Raw genomic sequence first — 17,421 nt, 5'->3', positions numbered from 1 at the left:
CACCCCGCCCCCAGTGAACGCGTCGGCCCCGCCTTTTCCGTGGACGGCATGCTGCTGGCCCGCCACAAGACACGGCAGGCCATCGAGACCATCGCCGCGCGCATCCAACCCGGCATGGTGGAAGAAGACGCGGTGGCCCTGGCCAAGCAGACGCTGATCGACGCCGGCATGGCGCTCAGCTGGCACCCGACCCGCGTGCGCTTCGGCGCCAACACCATGAAAGCCATGCGCCAGGCCTCCACCCCGGGCGTCGTGCTGGGCGAACACGACATCTTCTTTCTGGACATTGCGCCGCGGCTAGACGCATGGGAAGGCGACGGCGGCAAGAGCTACGTGGTGGGCGGCGACGCTGGCCAGGCGCGCTGCGCGCGCGACGCCGAAGCGCTGTTCCATGACGTGCGCGGCGTGTGGTTGCGCGAACGCCTGAGCGGCCAGGCCCTGTATACCTACGCCGACCGCCAGGCGCGCGCCATGGGGTGGGAGCTGAACTTCGACCTGCCGGGGCACCGGGTGTCGGACTTTCCGCACGCGGCGATTCATACCGGCTCGCTGGCCGACCTGGAGATCAGCCCGTCGGAAATGCGCTGGATCCTGGAGATCCACCTGCGCGATCCGCGGGGCCGCTATGGCGCGTTCTTCGAAGACATGCTGCTGGACGACGAGCACTACCCGGCGTAGGCGGCAGCGGCCGTAGCGAGTCCCGCCGCAGAAGGAGCGCTCGCCGCAGAAGCACCCGCCAGAGGGACGCCACCGGGCATGGCGGCAGGCGCGCAAGGCGCGCGCCGGCCGCAACGGGCATCACGCCGCCCGCGCGCCCCCGATCGCCACCACGCTGGCGGTGAAGTCCTTCAGCAGCGCCTCGCGGCGCGCCGCGGCCTTTTCCATGGCCGCTTCCTTGACGTGGCCGTAGCCGCGGATGTCCTCGGGCACACTGGCCAGCGCCACCGCGCGGTCCAGGTTGCCACGGTTCAGCTTGGACAGAATCGCGGTCAGCGTCTCGCGGTATTCGCGCGCCAGTTCGCGTTCGGCGCGGCGCTCACGTGTGTAGCCGAACGGGTCCAGCCGCGTGCCGCGCAAGCGCTTCATGCGTGCCAGCAGGCCGAACACGCGCAGCATGCCCGGCCCGTAGGCCTTCTTGACCAGATGGCCGTCCGGACCGCGGCGCGCGAAGAGCGGCGGCGCCAGGTGAAAGCGCAGCTTCCAGTCGCCTTCGAACTGCTCGCCGACGCGCTTGAGGAATTCGCCATCGGTGTACAGCCGCGCCACCTCGTACTCGTCCTTGTAGGCCAGCAGCTTGAAGTAATAGCGCGCCACCGCCAACGCCAGCCGCTGCGTGCCGGTGGCCTCGTGTTCGGCGTGCGCCACCTTGTCGACCAGGTCCGTGTACTGCTTGGCGTAGGCGGCGTCCTGGTACTGCGTCAGGAATACGCGCCGCACTTCGACCAGCCGGGCCAGTTCGCCGGGCGGCTTCTTCAATTCCAGCACGGGGGTCGCGCGTGGCCGGCGGATCTCGATAATGCCGTCCGGATGCGCGGGCGCCGCGCCGCCCGGGGCGAGCAGGCGCATCACGCCGGCCAGGTCATGCGCCGCGCGGCGCCCCCAGGCGAAGGCCGCCAGGTTGTTGGGCACCTGCTGGCCGTTCAGTTCGATGGCGCGCAGCAAGGCCTCGCGCGACAGCGGAATCCAGCCCTTCTGGTAGGCGTAGCCCATCATCAGCGGATTGGAATAGATGGCATCGCCCAGCAGACCCACGGCCAGCGCCGAGGCATCCACCGCGTGCAGGTTGTCCTTGCCGCAGGCGGCCTGCAGGTCGGCAGCGAGGTTGGCGCCCGGCAGGGTCCAGTCGGGGTTGGACACGAAGGCCGCGGTGGGCGCGTTGTCGCTGTTGAGCAGCGCGCGCGTGCGGCCCGGACGCAGCCGCGCCATGGCGTCCGCGCTGGTGGCCACCACCAGATCGCCGGCCAGCAGCAAGTCGGCCTCGCCCATGGCGACCCGGGTGTTCAGCAGATGCTCCGGCGTTTGCGCCAGCACCACGTGCGAATACACCGCGCCGCCCTTTTGCGCGAGTCCGGCCATGTCCAGCACTGAACAGCCCTTGCCTTCCAGGTGCGCGGCCATGCCCAGCAACTGGCCGATCGTGACCACGCCAGTGCCGCCCACCCCGGCGATGAACACGCCATAAGCCTGGTCGAGCCCGTGCGCGGCGGGTTGCGGCACATCGTCGTCGATCGCCCCTTCCGGCGCCAGCGCGCGCGGCTTCTTGAGCTTGCCGCCTTCCACCGTGACGAAGCTGGGGCAAAAGCCCTTCAGACAGGAAAAGTCCTTGTTGCAGCTCGATTGGTTGATCGTGCGCTTGCGGCCGAATTCGGTTTCCAGGGGTTCCACCGACAGGCAATGCGACTTCTGCGAACAATCGCCGCAGCCCTCGCACACACGCTCGTTGATGACCACCCGGCGCGCCGGGTCGGGGTACGCGTTGCGCTTGCGGCGCCGGCGCTTCTCCGTGGCACAGGTCTGGTCGTAGATCAGCACCGACACGCCGGGGTACTCGCGCAGTTCGCGCATCACGGCGTCCAGCGCGTCACGATGCTTGACCGGCACGCCCGGCGCCAGCCCCGCCATATCCTTGTATTTCTCGGGCTCGTCCGTCACCACCACGATCTTGTCGATACCCTCGGCCGCCACCTGGCGGCTGATCATTGGCACACTGATGGGGCCGTCCACCGGCTGTCCGCCGGTCATCGCCACCGCGTCGTTGAACAGGATCTTGTAGGTGATGGGCGCCTTGGCGGCCACCGCGGCGCGGATCGCCAACAGGCCCGAATGGAAATAGGTGCCGTCGCCCAGATTGGCGAACACATGCTTTTCCTCGGTGAACGGCGCCTGTCCCAGCCACGGCACGCCCTCGCCGCCCATCTGCGTGTACACCTGGGTATTGCGGCCCATCCAGGTCACCATGTAGTGGCAGCCAATGCCCGCCATGCCGCGCGAGCCTTCCGGCAGGCGGGTCGAGGTATTGTGCGGACAGCCCGAACAGAACCAGGGCTTGCGGTCTTCGACCACGCGCGGCCGCGCCAGCGCCTGTTCGCGATCGGCAATGAACGCCAGCCGCGCCTCGATGCCGGCACGCACGTCCTGGGGCAGCTCAAAGCGCAGCAACCGCGCGGCAATGGCCTTGGCCACCATCGCCGGCGAAAACTCGTAGTGCGCCGGCAGCAGCCAATTGCCCTGCGGCACCGACCATTCGCCGCCGTCCTTGTCGTCGAACTTGCCCACCACGCGTGGAATCTTCTTGCCGCTGCCGATCCAGCTGAACAGCTCTTCTTTCAGCTGGTATTCCAGCACCTGGCGCTTTTCCTCGACCACCAGAATCTCGTCCAGACCTTCGGCGAAATGCGCCATGCCGGTCGATTCCAGCGGCCACACCATGCCGACCTTGAACAGCCGCAGGCCGATGCGCTGGCACACCGCCTCGGTCAGGCCCAGGTCGGACAGCGCCTGGCGCGTATCCAGATAGGCCTTGCCCGAGGTCATGATGCCAAAGCGCGCATCGCGCTGCGGCACCTGCCAGAGTTCACGGTTGAGCTTGTTGGCGCGAGCGTAGGCCAGCGCCGCATAGAGTTTGTAGTCCAGCAGCCGCGCTTCCTGCTGCAGCGGCGTATCGGGCACGCGGATGTTCAGCCCGTCCGGCGGCAGCTGGAAGTCTTCGGGCAGCAGGATCTTCACGCGGTACGGGTCCACGTCCACCGACGCCGACACCTCGACGATGTCGGTGATGCACTTCATGCCCACCCAGACCCCGGCGTAGCGGCTCATGGCCCAGCCATGCAGGCCGAAGTCCAGCACCTCTTGCACGCTGGACGGAAACAGCGCGGGGATCATACAGGCCTTGAGAATGTGGTCGCTCTGGTGCGGCAGCGTCGACGACTTGGCCGGATGGTCATCGCCCGCCACCACCAGCACGCCGCCATGCGGCGAGGTGCCGGCGGCGTTGGCGTGCTTGAACACATCGCCGCAGCGGTCCACCCCCGGCCCCTTGCCGTACCACATGCCGAAGACCCCGTCGTACTTGGCCCCCGGAAACAGGTTCACCTGCTGCGAGCCCCACACGGCCGTCGCGGCCAGGTCCTCGTTGATGCCCGGCTGGAATTCGACGTGATGCGCCTTCAGGTGCTTGGCCGCCTTCCACATGTTCTGGTCGACCCCGCCCAGCGGCGACCCCCGGTACCCCGACACGAACCCCGCCGTGTTCAACCCATCGCGCAGGTCGCGCAGCCGCTGCATCATCGGCAGGCGCACCAGGGCATGGATGCCGCTCATCCAGGCGCGGCCGGTTTCAAGGGTGTATTTGTCGTCCAGCTGGACGGATTCGAGCGCCGCGCGGACCGCGGGCGTGAGAGGGGCATTCATGTCTACTCCGAGGGTCGTGGAACGCCCGCAGCAGCATCGCGCCGAGTACTTTTGGAGCCCGGGCGGGCTAACGGCGGAAGTGAATTCCGGGCGCTTGGCGCGCCTCTACCTGACGGTTGTAACCGCTCGCCCCACCCCCGGCAATAGGGCGATGCGATAATTGCGGGCATGGACTTCGCCCCTCGCATCGTCGCCTGGCAACGCCAGCATGGCCGCCACGATCTCCCCTGGCAGAACACCCGGGATCCCTACCGCATCTGGCTCTCCGAGATCATGCTGCAGCAGACGCAGGTGGCCACGGTCATCCCCTATTACGAACGCTTCCTGCAGCGCTTCCCCGACGTCGCCGCGCTGGCCGCCGCCGCCCAGGAAGACGTCATGCCCTACTGGGCCGGCCTGGGCTACTACGCCCGCGCCCGCAACCTGCACCGCTGCGCCCAGGAAATCGCGCGCGACTGGAACGGCCGCTTCCCGCCCACCGCCGAAGCCATCGCCACCCTGCCCGGCATCGGCCGGTCCACCGCCGCCGCCATCGCCGCCTTCGCCTATGGCGAACGCTCGCCCATCCTGGACGGCAACGTCAAACGCGTCTTCACCCGCCACTTCGGCATCGCTGGCGACCCCGCCAAACGCGAAATCGAACAACGCCTGTGGGCGCTGGCCGACGCCCAGGTCGACGCCGCCCCCGGCCTGGACATGGCCGCCTACACCCAAGGCCTGATGGACCTGGGCGCCACCCTCTGTACCCGCGGCAAACCCGCCTGCGACCGCTGCCCCATCGCCGCCACCTGTATCGCGCGGCAAGAAGGCCGCCAAGCCGAACTGCCCACGCCCAAGGCCCGCAAAGCCATCCCCGAACGCGAAACCGGCATGCTGGTCCTGCAACACCAGGGCGCCTTCCTCCTGCAACAACGCCCCGAACCCGGCATCTGGGGCGGCCTATGGAGCCTGCCCGAATTCGACGCCGCCGACGACCCCCTGGCCGCCTCCCGCGCCCTGGGCCTGGTCCCCGAACGCCGCTTCGAACTCGCCGCCTTCGCCCACACCTTCACCCACTACCGCCTGCACATCCGCCCCTGGTACATCCCGGTACGCAGCGCCACGCTGCGCGAACCCACCCAGACCGAACGCTGGATCCCCCAGGCAGACCTATCCAAAACCGCCCTGCCCGCCCCGGTAAAAAAGCTGCTGCTGGGTCTAGTGGAAGCCGGCCTCCCCGGCGACCTGCTGACGAACACCAAATAGCCCCCCCGCGCAAGCGCGCAGCGTCATCCCATGACGCAAGACACCGCGTAAGCCGAGCAAGGCCGCCCGCGCGGCCGACACGAGGCGGGCCCCGCAAACTCCTCCACCCCCAAACGGACTGTGGCCAAAATGCCAAGCACACCACCCGCCCCAGGGGCCGTGGTTAATCCGCATCAAGAGCGCGTGACGGGGCAGGCGGGTGAGGGCGGGGCGTTAGATGCGCCCGAGGGAATCCGAAGGGAGCCGAAGGCGGACGAGGATGACAACGGGGGGGGCCGCCGAGGCCAGTCCGGAGCGAAGGCTCCGGACCGCAATCGTAGCCCCGCCCTCACCCGCCTGCCCCGTCACGCGCGGCTTAAGAACCCACACGTCAAGACCCAACGCTCTCCCCCAGCAACATCACCAACTTCAAATCCAAATGCGTCGCCAACCGAAACGTGATCTGCTGGAACGCCATGCGCCCCCGCCGCGGATGCGCAAACTCCCGCAACCCACCTTCCCGCTCGACGACGGCATGCCGATTCCACCAATGCGCGAACACCGCACTCTGCCGATTCAACGCATCAATGAGCGCCAACACCGCCGGCTCATCCAGATGCGCCCCCGCATCGGCCCGGAACTCCGCCACCACCCGGCGCGCCCGCTGCTCCCAATCCACCACCAGCTCCCGCGCCGCCGGATCCAGGAAGATATAGCGCAGCAGATTAGGCGCCGGATCCCGATCCGGCCAATCATCGAACAGCTCCCGCAGCGGCGCATTACAGGCCAGCACATTCCAGGCCCGGTCCAGCACATAGGCCGGCGCAGTGATCGCATCCACGCACTCGCGTAGTGACCCTGGCGCCCCCATCGCTTCATCCCGCGCATGCTGCGGATCCGCGCAGTCCGCCAGATCGAACAAGTAGGCACGCTCGGCCCGCGCCAACTGCAGCACCCCCGCGATCCGCGACCACACCGACGGCGACACCGACACCTCGCGCCCCTGCTCGATCCACGTGTACCAGGTGACACTGATCCCGCACAGCTGCGCCACCTCTTCGCGCCGCAATCCGGGGGTGCGCCGCCGCATGCCTTCGGGCAGTCCGGCCATCTGCGGGGTGATGCGCGAGCGGGCGCTGCGCACGAATTCGCCCAGCGCCTGACGGCGCAGGCGGGAGCCTTCGTGGCCGGCCGCGCCGGCTTGGGGAGATGTGTTCATACCAGGATAAGCTGCAGGCTTGTACGTGTATAAGTGCCGTCTATCTTAGCGCCTGGACGCCCCGCGCTCGACAGCATCGCTGCCGGCCCTGTATAGATCGGGATCAAGCCGGAAAAACTGAATCAACAGGAAGGAGACAACACGCCATGCCCGCCGCTCAGACGCCCTCGACCTGCCCCACCGTCACCGAAGCCGCAGCGCTGTTTCGCGACGGCAAGGCCACCAGCGAAGCCCTCACCCGGGCCTGCCTGGACCGCATCGCGTCGCGCCAGGATCTCAATGCCTTCATCACCATTGACCCGGACGGCGCGCTGGCGCAGGCGCGGGCCGCCGACGCCGCGCGTGCCGCGGGCCGCGCCGCGCGCCCCCTGGAAGGCGTGCCGCTGGCCATCAAGGACAACATCCACGTCGCCGGGCTGCCCAATACCGCCGGCACCCCGGCATTGCGTGACTTCCGCCCCGCCGAGGACGCGCCGGTCGTGCAACGGCTGCGCGCCGCCGGCGCCATCATTGTCGGCAAGGCGCACATGCATGAACTGGCGTTCGGCGTGTCGGGCTACAACACCGCCTATCCAGGACCGCGCGGCGCGGGCACGCGCAACGCCTATGACCCCGAACGCATCGCCGGCGGCTCGTCCTCGGGCAGCGGCGCCGCGGTGGGCGCGCGGCTGGTGCCGGCCGCGCTCGGCACCGACACGGGCGCCTCAGTGCGCCTGCCTGCCGCGCTGAATGGCGCCGTGGGCTTGCGTCCGTCGGTGGGCCGCTACGACGGCGCCGGCATCACACCGATTTCCCACACGCGCGATACCCCCGGACCCATCGCCAACTGCATGGCCGACATCGCGCTGCTGGACGCCGTGCTGACCGGCAACGGCGCGCCCTTGCCCGTCCTGCGCCCCGCGGACCTGCGCCTGGGCCTGCCCGCCTATTTCTGGCAAGACCTGGACCCGCAGGTACAAACCGTCGCGCAGGCCGCCCTGGACCGGCTGCGCGCAGCCGGCGCCACCCTGATTCCGCTGGACATGCCAGGCCTGGAAGCCAGCAACGCCGCCAGCGGCATGCCGATCTGTTTGTACGAGCAGAAGGTCGACCTCATCGCGTACCTGCAACGCTACGACGTCGGCGTGAGCTTCGAGGACCTCGTGGCGCGGATTGCCAGCCCGGACGTCAAGGCCATCTTCGACGACCTGGTCGTGCCGGCCGTGCTGCCCGCGCCTTCGGGCGAACTGCTGCCGTTGCAACCGCTGTACGACAGCGCGATCACGGTGCATCGCGCGGCGCTCATCGACGTCTACCGGCACGCATTCCAGGCGCACGGCGTGCATGGCCTGCTGTTTCCCACCGTGCCTGTCATGCCGCCGGCTGCCGCGCCCGAGGCCAGCAGCCTGGAGTCATTCCAACGGCTGGCGCGCAACGTCGACCCCGGCAGCAATGCGGGCCTGCCTGGCCTGAGCCTGCCCGCCGGCCTGTCCGAACAGGGGCTGCCGGTCGGGCTGGAGGTGGACGGTTTGCCCGGCGACGACCGCCAGGTCATCGCGATCGGCCTGGCCATCGAGGGCGTGCTGGGCAGAGTGACGCCGCCGGCCTTGGCCTGAATCAGGCGCGATTCCTGACCTGATCCCGGGCCTGGGACCTGCCCTCCCGCCGGCGAACCCGCGGCGACCGGACCGGCCTACGCCTGCGTGCCGGGCATGGCCGCCAGCGTGGCTTCCAACGCACCAGCCACACCCAGCGTACGCAGCGACTGCGCGGCCTGCGCCACCGCCCGCACGAAGCGCGCGTCCTCGCCCAGGTCGCCGAATACCGCGGCCAGCCCCGTCATCCGCGCCGTCCAGGCCGATGCCGCTGCCGGCCCCGGCCCGGTCTCGCGGGCGGCCTGCTCCGCCCGATCCAACCGCGCGGCCAACACGCCGGCCAGCGGATCATCGATCGGATAGCGGCGCCCCGCCTGATCCACGCCGCGCAGGAAATGCAGCCAACCGGCTACCGCCAGCGCCAGCCCCGTGATCGGCTGATCCGCCGCCAGCCGGTCGCGCACCGTGGCCAGCAGCCGCTGCGGCATTTTCTGCGAGCCGTCCATGGCGATCTGCCCCGTCTGGTGCTTGAGCGCCGGATTGGCATAGCGCTGCAACAGCCGTTCCTGGTAGTGCGCCAGGTCCAGCCCCGGCAATGCCGGCAGCGTCGGCGCGATCTCCGCGCGCATCAGGCCGGCCAGGTAACGCCGCAGCGTCGGCTGGGCCACGGCCTGGTCCACCGTGGCCCAGCCGGCCATCACCGACAGGTAGGCCAGCGCCGAATGCGCGCCGTTCACCATGCGCAGCTTCAGGGTTTCAAACGGCGCGGCGTCGGCGGCAAAGCGTGCGCCGCCCACCGACCAGTCCGGCCGGCCGGCGGCGAATTCGTCTTCCACCACCCATTCCAGATAGGGCTCGGCCAGCACCGGCCAGGCATCGGCAAGGCCCAGCGCCTGCGCCACCGCGCCACGGTCTTCGTCCGTGGTGCGCGGCACGATGCGGTCCACCATCGAACACGGGAAGGTGCAGGCCTGGCCGATCCAATCGGCCAGGCCTGCATCCACCTGCGCGGCGAACGCCAGCACCAGGCGGCGCAACAGGCGGCCATTGGCGGGCAGGTTGTCCAGCGACAGCAGCGTCAACGGACCCAGGCCCGCCGCGCGCCGGCGTTGCAAGCCCCACGCCAGGAAGCCGACCGCGCTGCGCGGCGCCGCCGGTTGCCCCAGGTCGTGCACGATGTCCGGATGGTGCAGGTTCAGCGCGCCGCTGGCCGGATCGTGGCAATAGCCTTTCTCGGTCACCGTCAGGCTGACGATGCGCGTGTCCGCGGCAGCGATACGCGCCAGCACGGCTTGCGGATCCTCGGGCGCCACCAGCGTTTCCAGCAGGCAGCCGATCACGGCCAGTTGCTGGCGCGGTTGCCCCTGCGCATCGGCGCTGCGCAGTGCCAGCGTGTATAGACCGTCCTGCGGCGTCAGCGCATCGCGGGTGTCGGCCTGGCGCAGCGACACGCCGCAGAGGCCCCAGGCCAGCTCGCCGCCGGCATGCAGCGCCGCTTCGTTCACCGCCGCCAGGTGGCCGCGCGCGAACGCGCCCAGCCCCAGGTGCACGATGCCGGTGCGCAGCGCCGCGCGATCGTAGGCCGGCCGCGCCACGCCGGGCGCCAGCCGCGCCAACCGTGACGGATGCAGGCGGGCGTCTGGCCGTACCGCGCCCTGCTGCGCCGGATCTGGCTGCCGCGCTACCAATTCCATAGCGTGCCGTCCTGCTGCAGCCGGTTCACCGGCAGGTAGGCGCGCTTGTACGGGTACTTGGCGGCCAGCTTCTCGTCGATGTCCACGCCGTGGCCCGGCACGTCGCCGGGGTACAGCATGCCCTGGTTGAACGTGTAGGCGTGCGGGAACACGGCATCCGTCTCCTCGGTGTGACGCATGTATTCCTGGATGCCGAAATTGGGCACCCACAAGTCGAAATGCAGCGCCGCGCCCATGCATACCGGCGACAGGTCGGTGGCGCCGTGGCAGCCGGTACGCACCTGGTACAGCGAGGCCAGGTCCGCGATGCGCCGCAGGTGAGTGATGCCGCCGGCATGCACCACCGTGGTCCGGATGAAGTCGATCAACTGGTCCTGCACCAGGTCCTTGCAGTCCCAGATCGAATTGAAGATCTCGCCCACCGCCAGCGGCGTGGTGGTGTGCTGGCGGATCAGGCGGAAGGCCTCCTGGTTCTCGGCCGGCGTGGCGTCTTCCATCCAGAACAGGTTGTAGGGTTCCAGCGACTTGCCCAGCCGGCCCGCCTCGATCGGCGTCAGGCGGTGGTGCACGTCGTGCAGCAGGTGATGCTCGAAGCCGAGCTTTTCGCGGATGCGCTCGAACAGCTTGGGCGTGTGCTGCAGGTATTTCTCGGTGGACCAGTCGTGCTCGCTGGGCAGGTCGCTGTCGGCCGGTTCGTAGAACAGGTTGCCGCGGCCCACGCCGTACACCTTGTCCAGGCCCGGCACGCCGCTTTGCGCGCGGATGGCGCGATAGCCCATGTCGGCATAGCGCAGCACCTCGTCGACCGTGTGCTCGATATCGCTGCCGTTGGCATGCCCGTACACCATGACGCCGCTGCGGCTCTTGCCGCCCAGCAACTGGTACAGCGGCAGGCCAGCGGCCTTGGCCTTCAGGTCCCACAGCGCCGTATCCACCGCGGCGATGGCGGTCATGGTGACCGGGCCGCGGCGCCAGTAGGCGCCCTTGTACAGGTACTGCCAGATGTCCTCGATCTGGTGGGCGTCGCGGCCGATCAGGCACGGCACCACGTGTTCGGTCAGGTAGGCCGCCACGGCCAGCTCGCGTCCGTTCAGGGTGGCATCGCCGATGCCGGTCAGCCCCTGGTCGGTTTCGATTTTCAGGGTCACGAAATTGCGGCCCGGCGAACAAACAATGACGCGTGCGTTCGTAATTTTCATCATGGATTCCGTATGGACGGGAGAGTGTTCAGCCTTCCCAGCCCAGATGGCTGAGGAAGTCGCGGGTACGGGCGACCTGCGGGTTATCGAAAATCTGCGCGGGCGGGCCCTGCTCCAGGATGGCGCCGTTCTCGAACACCACCACCCAGTTGGCCACGCGCTTGGCGAAACTCATTTCGTGGGTCACGACGATCATCGTCATGCCTTCTTGCGCCAGCTTCTTCATGACGTTGAGCACTTCGCCCACCGTCTCCGGGTCCAGCGCGGACGTCGGCTCGTCGAACAGCATCACCTCCGGCTCCATCGCCAGGGCGCGGGCGATCGCCACGCGCTGCTGCTGGCCGCCGGACAGGTTGGCGGGAAAGTTGCCGGCCTTGGAGGCCAGGCCCACTTTTTCCAGCAGCGCCATGGCGCGGGCGCGGGCCTTTTCAGGCGCCATGCCCAGCACGGTGACCGGGCCCATGGCCACGTTGTCCAGCGCCGACTTGTGCGGAAACAGCTCGAAGCTCTGGAACACCATGCCCATGCGCTGGCGCACCTTACGCACTTCGGATTCCGCTTCCGGCAGCGCCACGCCGTCCAGCAGCACACGGCCGCCGTCCAGCTTTTCCAGCGCGTTGGTGCAGCGCAGGAGCGTGGACTTGCCGGAGCCGGACGGGCCGATCAGGCACATGACCTCGCCCTTGTTGACCTGCAGCGACACGTCGCCCAGCGCCACGAAATCGCCGTAGACCTTGCGCACGTTCTCGTAGAGCAGCACCGGCGGTTGATCCGCACCCTTGCGTGCGGCGGCCGATGCCGCGGCGGCCGGTGCCGCGGCGGCCGGTGCCGCGGCGGCCGATGCCGCGGCGGTCGACACCGCGGTATCGACCACCGCGGCCGCGCCCACCGCCTGTTGTTCCAGGATCATCTCGTTCATTCCTTGACTCCATATTTGCGATGGATCCAGTCGACCAGCTTGGCCTGCGGATAGCCCATCAGCCAATAGATCACCGCCATCGCGGTCAGCATTTCCAGCACGCGGAAGCTCTGTGCGCGCACCTGCATCGAGGCGTAGGCCAGCTCGCTGACGGCGATCACCGACACCAGCGAGGTGTCCTTGAACAGCGAGATCCAGGTGCTGGCCAGCACCGGCAGGATGCGCCGCGCCGCTTGCGGGATCAGCACCTTGAACATGGCCTGGCGGCGCGACATGCCCATCGCCAGCGCCGCTTCCATCTGCCCCTTGCGGATCGAATTGATGCCGGCGCGGAAGGTCTCGGAGTTGTAGGCCGACACGTTCAGCACCAGCGCCACCAGCGCCGTGGTCACCGCCGAGAACTGCACGTCCAGCGCCATGGGCATGACGTAGAACGCCCAATAGATCACCAGGATCAGCGGCAGGTTGCGGAAGAACTCGACGATGGCCACCGCGACGCCGTTGGCCACACGGTTGGACGACAGGCGCATCAGCGCCAGCACCATGCCGCCCGGCACCGCCAGCGCCATCGTCACCACGGTCAGCATCACAGTCATGGCCGCGCCCTGCAGCAGCACCTGGCGCGAGTCCCAGATAATTCCCCAGTCCAAGTTCATGAGCGCCCCAGATGTGCGTAACGTTGATACAGGCGGTCCACGCCGCGGGTCACCGGGAACAGGATCACGAAGTACGCCACGATCACGGCGGTGAACACCTCGATCGGCCGGTAGCTCTGGCCTGCGATGGTCTCGGCCTTGTGCATCAGTTCCGGCACCGCGATCACCGTGGCGATCGCGGTGTCCTTGATGGCTACCGTCAACACCGAGCCGAAAGCCGGCAACATGCGGATGGTGGCCTGCGGCAGGATGATCTTGCGCAGCGCCTGCGCCCGCGACATGCCCAGCGCCAGGCCGGCGCGCATCTGCCCCGGACGCACCGATTCGATGCCCGCGCGGGTCACCTCGGCCGAATAGGCCGCGATATGCAGCGTCAGCGCCACCAGGGCCGCCCAGAACGGCGCGAAGTTCACACCGGCCAGCAGCGGGAAGGCAAAGTAGATCCAGACCAGCACCACCAGCACCGGGATGGCGCGCATGCTGTCGATATAGAACACCAGCAGCACGCGCAGCCAGCGCGGTCCGTACAGGCGCAACAACGCGATCACCAGCCCCAGCAGGATGCTGGAGACCGCGGTGATGGCGCTGAGCGCAACCGTGATGCCCAGGCCGCCGGCGAAAAAGCGCCAGTTCTCGACGATGGGTGAAAAATCAAAGTCCATGGAATCTCCGTGCGGACAGGAACGCGGGCCGGCTCAGAACGTCACCATGACTTTCATGGCCTGGTGCCGGTCGGCGGCCAGCGCGAACGCCTCGTGCGCCTGACGCGCCGGAATCGCCGCGGTCAAGAGCGGCGACACATCCACCAGGCCGCGGCTCAGGTAGTCCACGGCCCAGGCGTATTCGTCGACGAAGCGGAAGCTGCCGACGACATTCAGGCTCTTGACCATGATCTGGTTGAACGGGCACGGCTCGCTGCTGCCGCCCAGCGTGCCCACCGTAACGATGGTGCCGCGCGGCCGCGTCACGCGGATGCAGTTGGCCAGGCCGGCATAGTTGCCGGAGGCCTCGAAGCACATGTCGACCGTGCCCTTGCCCGCCGCCAGCGCGTCCAGCGCGGCCGGGTCGGCGGCGGCATTGATGGTGCGCGTGGCGCCCACCTTGGCGCAGGTGGCCAAGGTCTGGTCGACGATGTCCACCACGATCACCTGGCTGGCGCCGGCCAGCCGCGCCGCCATCAGGATCAGCGCGCCGATCGGCCCGGCGCCCACCACCATCACGGTCTTGCCCAGCAACGACCCGGCGCTGCGCACCGCGTGCAGCGCCACGGCCAGCGGTTCGCCAAAGGCGGCCAGCTCGAACGACAGGCTGTCCGGCACCGGCAGGCACTGCTTTTCCTGCACCACCACCTGTTCGCGCATCGCACCTTGCATGTGCGGATAGCGGCTGGCGCTGCCGAAGAAGAACACGGCTTCGCAGTGGTTCGAATCGCCCTGGCGGCAGTAGCGGCACACGCCGCAGGTGCGGGCCGGGTCCAGCGCCACGCGGTCGCCGGGCTTGACCGCGGTGACCGCCGAGCCGATTTCCAGCACCTGGCCGGAAGCCTCGTGGCCCGGCGTGAGCGGCTCGCGGATGACGAAGTCGCCCACCCGGCCGTGGCGGTAGTAGTGCAGGTCCGACCCGCAGATGCCCACGGCCTTGACGCCAACGCGCACCTCGGTCGGCCCCAGCGGCTCGGGCGCCTGTTCGATCAGCCGCAGGTCCTGTGCCCCATGAATCGCGCAATTGAGCATGACGTCCGCCTTACTTCAGCTGCTGGGTCATGCGGCGCTCTTCGGCGACCAGCTCGGGATGCATGCGCGCTTCCACCTTGCGCAGCCATTCCAGGTAGACGGGCTGGCCCTTGGCCACGCCCATGCCGGCGTCGATGGCGAAGATCTTGCTGTCCTGGCAGTCGTTTTCCTTGGGAAACACGGCCAGGCCCTTGACCTTCTTGCTGATATTGGGCCACAGCATGCGGTTCAGCGGCGCCACGTCGGAGCGGCCCGCCAGCACCTCTTCGATCGGGGCGACCGAGCCCGAATTGGTCACGCCGCGCAGCTTGGCCTTGGGGAAGTTCTCCAGCACCAGCGGCTCTTCGCCCGCGCCCGAGAAGTACGCCATGGTGATGCCGGGCTGGTTGAAGTCCTCGACCTTGGTGGCGTTGGTGAACTTGGGGTTGGACGCCAGCCCGAACATGCAGACGCTGGTGTTCGAGAAGGTCACGAAGTCGATAATCTTGGCGCGCTCGGCGTTCTGGTTCAGCGGCCCGATCATGACGTCCATCTGGTTGGCGATCAGCGCCGGCACCTTGGTTTCGTGGCTGACCTGCACCGGCACGATCTTCACGTCCAGCAAGCGCGCGAATTCCTTGCCCAGCAACCACGACGAGCCCATCCAGGGTTCGCCCGAGCCGCTGGTGTTCTGCACCAGCCAAGGCGGGTTGTTGACCACGCCGACCCGCAGCACCCCGGCCTTGCGGATGGCGTCGATACGCGGGCTTTCGCCGGGCGCGGGCGGGGTCTGCGCCTGGGCGACGGACGCGGACGCCAGCAGCAGGGCCGCGGCGGCAAGACGGAGGAAATTAGGCTGTTGCATTGCTGTCTCCTTGAAGGGAAGCCCGGCGCTGTGCGCCGGATACGGCCGCGCGAAGCCGCGGGCATGCGCCCGGGCCGCGCGCGCCTTGCGCGTGGTCGGAAAAATCAGTGGTGTGCTGCCGGAAAGAACGGCGGGACGGCCTATGGGCTCTGTTCGATGATGCGCATTTCGTCGGCGTCCAGGCGCGGCTTCATCTGCCCCGCCACCTGCCTCAGCCAGGCCAGGAATTCAGGCTGGTTCTTGTCGATCGCCAGGCCTACCGGCGATGCCTTTTCGGTGCTTTGCTGGCAGTTGGCCTCGGCCGGGAACACGGTCAGGCCGCGCACCTTGCGATTCAGCCCTACCCACGGCACGCGGTTGATGGGCGCCGCGTCAGCCCGCTTGGCCATGATTTCCTCGATCGGCGCGGTGGCGCCCGAGTTGGCCACGGCGCGCAACCGCGCCTTGGGAAAGCGCTGCTTGACCCAGGCCTCTTCGGCGCCGCCGGTGAAATAGGCAATGGTGATGCCCGGCTGGTTCAGGTCGTCCACCGACTTGGCGGCGGCCAGCTTGGGGTTGGCGGCCAGGCCGAACAGGCAGACGCTGGTGGACGAATACAGGACGAAGTCCACGACCTTCAGGCGCTCTGGCGTTTCGGCCAGCGGGCTGATGGTCATGTCGACCTGGTTAGCGGCCAGCACCGGCACCTTGGTTTCGTGCGACACCGGCACGGCGGTCAGCGTCACGCCCAGCTGGCGGGCGTATTCCTTGGCCAGCAGCCAGGCCGGGCCACTCCAGGCCTCGGCGCTTTTGCCGGACACGTCCTGGATCAGCCAGGGCGCGTTCTGCAGCACGCCCACGCGCAGTTCACCGGCCTTGCGGATGGCATCGATGCGTGGACTCTGGCCCGCGGCGGGCGCCTGCTGTGCCGACGCAGGCGCGGCCAGCGCGCAGGCGGCCAGCAGGCATGCCGACAGCGCATGGGCCGCCGTGCGAATGGTCCGTGGGCGACGCGCCGCCCCGTGGATGATTGCCCCACCGGTTGCGGTGCGGCTCCCCTTGTTCGTGTGCTGCATTGCTGGTCTCCTTATTCGTATAAGCCCGATTCCGGGGCGCGGTATCTTCCGCGCTCAGCCGGGGGCCGCCTGCCGTTGTTGCCGCGTTAGCGCCACCCCTGCGCGAATTCGCCGATGACGCGTTCCAGATGGCCGCGCATGGCCTGGCGCGCCCCTTCAGCGTCGCGGGCCACCAGCGCGCTGAAGATGCGCTGATGGTCTTCCTGAGACGCCTGGCGCAATTCCTGGGTGTGGAAATGCTGTTCGATCTTTTCCCAGATCGGCCCCTGGGCCTGGTCCCACATCGCCGACACCGTGCCCAGCAGTACGCTGTTGCCGGTGGACTGCGCGATGTGCAGGTGGAAGGCCCGGTCTGCCGCTTCGTTGGCCGCCTTGTTCATCATCTGTTCGCGCATGGTCGTCAGCGCTTCGAAGATGCGGTCCAGGTCGGCGTCGTTGCGGGTGGTGGCCGCCAGCGCGGCGATTTCGGATTCGATCAGGCAGCGCGCGCGCAGCAGCTCGAACGGGCCAGCGCCCGGTTCTTGCGTCGCCGGCAGGCGCGCCACGCCGGGCTTGGGCTCACAGACATAGATGCCCGAGCCGCCGCGCACTTCCACCACGCCCTGCAATTCCAGGGCGATGATGGCCTCGCGCAGCGAGGTGCGGCTGACGTCGAAGCGCTCGGCCAGCGCGCGCTCGGCCGGCAGGCGCTTGCCCACCGCGAATTCGCCCTGGGCCACCAGCGTCTGGATCTGGCCGGCCAGCCGCAAATAGGCACGGTCGGCCACGGGCTTGGCGGCGGGTTCCTCGGACTTGGGAATCAGTTGTAGTGTCATGGCGGTTAAAAGTGGTTGGACCAAATATTATTTGGTTTACCAATTTGGCACATCATGGTTTACCACTATCCCATGAATG

At 68.4% G+C, this 17,421-nt stretch carries 14 protein-coding genes; 3 read left to right on the top strand and 11 right to left on the bottom strand.

Translation table 11 applies throughout. From position 1 onward, the window contains the following. A partial coding sequence (locus A9974_RS02875) for a M24 family metallopeptidase (protein ID WP_183002647.1) occupies nt 1-678 on the top strand: 678 nt, incomplete at its 5' end. Between the two features lie 120 nt (nt 679-798). Here the strand turns inward: A9974_RS02875 and A9974_RS02870 are convergent. After that, nucleotides 799-4,410, bottom strand: a complete 3,612-nt coding sequence (locus tag A9974_RS02870; protein ID WP_183002646.1) for an indolepyruvate ferredoxin oxidoreductase family protein — start codon at nt 4,408-4,410, stop codon at nt 799-801. A 168-nt stretch (nt 4,411-4,578) separates the two neighbouring features. Between A9974_RS02870 and mutY the strand changes: the two genes are divergently transcribed. After that, nucleotides 4,579-5,655 (top strand): A/G-specific adenine glycosylase, encoded by a 1,077-nt coding sequence (mutY, locus tag A9974_RS02865; RefSeq protein ID WP_183002645.1) that lies wholly within the window; start codon nt 4,579-4,581, stop codon nt 5,653-5,655. Nucleotides 5,656-6,025: 370 nt separating this feature from the next. Here mutY and A9974_RS02860 read toward each other — a convergent pair whose 3' ends face one another. Continuing rightward, a complete protein-coding gene (locus tag A9974_RS02860; RefSeq protein WP_183002644.1) occupies nt 6,026-6,853 on the bottom strand; it encodes a helix-turn-helix transcriptional regulator in 828 nt (275 codons plus the stop codon). A gap of 146 nt (nt 6,854-6,999) precedes the next feature. Here A9974_RS02860 and iaaH point away from each other — a divergent pair, with 146 nt between their 5' ends. Then, a complete protein-coding gene (gene iaaH / locus A9974_RS02855; protein ID WP_183002643.1) occupies nt 7,000-8,448 on the top strand; it encodes an indoleacetamide hydrolase in 1,449 nt (482 codons plus the stop codon). Nucleotides 8,449-8,525: 77 nt separating this feature from the next. Here iaaH and A9974_RS02850 read toward each other — a convergent pair whose 3' ends face one another. The 9 genes from A9974_RS02850 to A9974_RS02810 form a co-directional block, all read right to left on the bottom strand. Then, nucleotides 8,526-10,121, bottom strand: a complete 1,596-nt coding sequence (locus A9974_RS02850) for a mannitol dehydrogenase family protein (protein ID WP_183002642.1) — start codon at nt 10,119-10,121, stop codon at nt 8,526-8,528. Continuing rightward, complete coding sequence (manD, locus tag A9974_RS02845) at nt 10,109-11,320, bottom strand: D-mannonate dehydratase ManD (RefSeq protein WP_183002641.1); 1,212 nt, start codon at nt 11,318-11,320, stop codon at nt 10,109-10,111. The genes A9974_RS02850 and manD overlap by 13 nt, the downstream gene beginning before the upstream one ends. A 28-nt stretch (nt 11,321-11,348) precedes the next feature. Beyond that, on the bottom strand, nt 11,349-12,080 hold the full coding sequence (locus A9974_RS02840; RefSeq protein WP_183002651.1) for an amino acid ABC transporter ATP-binding protein: 732 nt from the start codon (nt 12,078-12,080) through the stop codon (nt 11,349-11,351). Nucleotides 12,081-12,235: 155 nt separating this feature from the next. Continuing rightward, the gene (locus tag A9974_RS02835) at nt 12,236-12,895 is read right to left on the bottom strand and encodes an amino acid ABC transporter permease (protein ID WP_183002640.1); all 660 of its coding nucleotides are present in this window, start codon (nt 12,893-12,895) and stop codon (nt 12,236-12,238) included. Beyond that, nucleotides 12,892-13,557, bottom strand: coding sequence for an amino acid ABC transporter permease (locus A9974_RS02830; RefSeq protein ID WP_183002639.1), 666 nt, complete (start codon nt 13,555-13,557; stop codon nt 12,892-12,894). Before A9974_RS02830 ends, A9974_RS02835 begins: the two co-directional genes overlap by 4 nt. A gap of 33 nt (nt 13,558-13,590) precedes the next feature. After that, complete coding sequence (locus A9974_RS02825; protein ID WP_183002638.1) at nt 13,591-14,628, bottom strand: L-idonate 5-dehydrogenase; 1,038 nt, start codon at nt 14,626-14,628, stop codon at nt 13,591-13,593. A gap of 10 nt (nt 14,629-14,638) precedes the next feature. Next, complete coding sequence (locus A9974_RS02820) at nt 14,639-15,472, bottom strand: ABC transporter substrate-binding protein (protein ID WP_183002637.1); 834 nt, start codon at nt 15,470-15,472, stop codon at nt 14,639-14,641. Between the two features lie 140 nt (nt 15,473-15,612). Further along, entirely contained in the window at nt 15,613-16,527 is a 915-nt protein-coding gene (locus tag A9974_RS02815) for an ABC transporter substrate-binding protein (protein ID WP_255467979.1), read from the bottom strand. Between the two features lie 86 nt (nt 16,528-16,613). Next, nucleotides 16,614-17,342 (bottom strand): FadR/GntR family transcriptional regulator, encoded by a 729-nt coding sequence (locus A9974_RS02810; protein ID WP_183002636.1) that lies wholly within the window; start codon nt 17,340-17,342, stop codon nt 16,614-16,616. Between the last annotated feature and the right edge of the window lie 79 nt (nt 17,343-17,421).

It is taken from the genome of Achromobacter sp. UMC71 (assembly GCF_014170305.1).
Taxonomy (GTDB): Bacteria; Pseudomonadota; Gammaproteobacteria; order Burkholderiales; family Burkholderiaceae_B; genus Achromobacter.
The sequence above is the reverse complement of the archived record's forward strand: the minus strand, read 5'-3'. Positions and strand labels throughout refer to the sequence as shown.